The organism is Streptomyces sp. WM4235 (assembly GCF_001279725.1).
In the GTDB taxonomy this organism is placed as follows: Bacteria; Actinomycetota; Actinomycetes; order Streptomycetales; family Streptomycetaceae; genus Streptomyces.
In genome coordinates this window covers 1-2,142 of the sequence record NZ_LGDE01000153.1, presented here as the reverse complement: position 1 = coordinate 2,142, position 2,142 = coordinate 1, and the positions used below count along the sequence as shown (strand labels likewise).

The window sequence follows — 2,142 nt, the reverse complement described above, 5'->3', positions numbered from 1 at the left end:
GGCCAGGGCGGTGCCGATCAGGACCAGGGTCAGAACGCTGATCTGCCCTGCGCCAACGGCCTCGTCCAACTCCTGGCGATGAACGGCCTGGGCGACGAGGACTTCGAGTTGCTCGCGGACCGCCAGATACACGTCGTCATGCAGGATCTGTCGCAGATCCGCATCGTGGGCGGCCTGGCCCATCAGCGACAGCAGCGCGGGGCCCGTGCAGCCGTCCAGGATCCGCTGTTTGCACCTGAGGAATTCGCGCAGGTCGCCTTCGAGGGAGCCGGTGTCGATACCGCTCAGTTCGTGCAGGGTGATGTGACGCGTGGCGGCCCCGGCCAGTGCCTGCTTGGAGGGCCAGCGGCGGTAGAGCGAGGCAGTGGAGGCGCCCGCGCGCCGGGCAACCGCCGTAGTGGTGAACGCGGCATAGCCAGATTCGTTAAGAATCTCGATCGCCGCGTTGATCAGGGCCGCGTCCACACGTGGATCCTTCCGCCTGCCCTTCTGTGAAGTGTCGGCTTTCGTCGTCATGCCCCAGATTCTCGCGTCAGTGGTGATGTTTGGCTCATCACATTGTAAACGAAAATGTTTCGTTTCGTTTATGGTGAACCCATGCCCGCAACGACACCCGATCAGACCCCCCAGACGGCCCCCCGGATCGCCGAGACTGTGGCTGCCGCGCGGAGCCGGTTCGACTCCGGTGCGACCCGTCCGCTGGCCACCCGCGTCCGCCACCTGCACGCGCTGCGCGCGATGCTCATCGAAAACGAGACGGCCTTCGAAGCTGCCGTCTGGAGCGACATCCACAAGGGCCGAGCGGAGGCTCAGCTGACCGAGATCAACGTGACCCTCGCGGAGATCAGCCACACCCTGCGGCACCTGCGGCGGTGGGCGCGGCCGAAGCGTGGTCCTGTTCCGGTGGCCCTGCTGCCGGGGCGGGCGCGCCTTGTGTCCGAGCCGCTTGGCGTTGTGCTGGTGATCGCTCCGTGGAACTATCCGGTGCAACTCCTGCTCACCCCGCTGGTTGGCGTGTTGGCTGCGGGGAACACGGCCGTACTCAAACCGAGCGAGCTCGCGCCGGCCACATCGTCGCTGATTACCAGGCTCGTGCCCAGGTACTTTCCCGACGGCGCGGTCCACGCCGTAGAGGGAGGGGCTGCGGAGACCGCAGAGCTTCTGGAGCAGAAGTTCGACCACATCGTCTTCACCGGCAGCGGCGCGGTCGGCCGCATTGTGATGCGTGCGGCGGCCGAGCACCTGACGCCGGTGACGCTGGAGCTGGGCGGGAAGTCGCCAGTCTGGTTCGACGACGACGCCCACCTCCGGGAGGCCGCACGCCGTCTGGCCTGGGCCAAGTTCACCAACGCCGGTCAGACGTGCGTCGCCCCGGACTATGTGATGACTACCCCTGACCGGGTACCGGCTCTCGTGGCCGGGCTCAAGTCCGCGATCGAGGACATGTGGGGCAGTGACCCTCGGGCGAGCCGCGACTACGGCCGCATCGTCAACGAGCGTCACTTCGACCGTCTTGTTGGCTTCTTGGAGGACGCCGACGTGGTCATCGGTGGCGAACACGACCGCGCGGAACGCTACATCGCGCCTTCGGTGGTGACCGTTTCCGCCGACGCCGGGCGTCCCGTTGTCGGCCCGGACGCGGCCCACCCCGTGCTGCGGGAGGAGATCTTCGGCCCAGTCCTGCCCATTGTCACGCTCGCCTCCGCCGAGGAGGCCGTCAAAGTGATCAACGGCTGGGACAAGCCGCTCGCCCTGTACGTCTTCACCTCCTCGGCCCGCACCCGCCGCCTGTTCGAGCAGAAAACCTCCTCGGGCGCCGTGGTCCAGAATGCAGGCCTTGTACACGTCGCCTCGACGGGACTGCCGTTCGGTGGGGTCGGCGCCAGCGGAATGGGCGCCTACCACGGCATCTACTCCTGGCGCAGCTTCTCCCATCTCAAGCCCGTCCTGAACAAGCCACTGAAGCCGGACACTCTGCGCCTGGCACAGCCGCCGTTCACCGACCTTGGATTGCGCTTCCTCAAAGGCCTGACGCGACACGGAGGGACTGTAAAACGTTCGGTGTAACTCCCGATCATGGAAGATGCATCGATGACCAGCAACAACGTGACCGAGACCGTCGAGCCGTCTGAGGCGGTGCCG

Annotated in this window: 2 protein-coding genes; one reads left to right on the top strand and one right to left on the bottom strand. The window is 66.4% G+C overall.

All coding sequences use genetic code 11. The features are described 5' to 3' along the window. Nucleotides 1-465: TetR/AcrR family transcriptional regulator (locus ADK55_RS13810; RefSeq protein WP_053678524.1), on the bottom strand; the 465-nt coding region annotated here is incomplete at its 3' end. A gap of 132 nt (nucleotides 466-597) precedes the next feature. Here ADK55_RS13810 and ADK55_RS13805 point away from each other — a divergent pair. Beyond that, nucleotides 598-2,067: an aldehyde dehydrogenase family protein gene (locus tag ADK55_RS13805; protein ID WP_053678522.1), complete on the top strand. Its 1,470-nt coding sequence runs from the start codon at nucleotides 598-600 to the stop codon at nucleotides 2,065-2,067. Nucleotides 2,068-2,142: the final 75 nt, after the last annotated feature.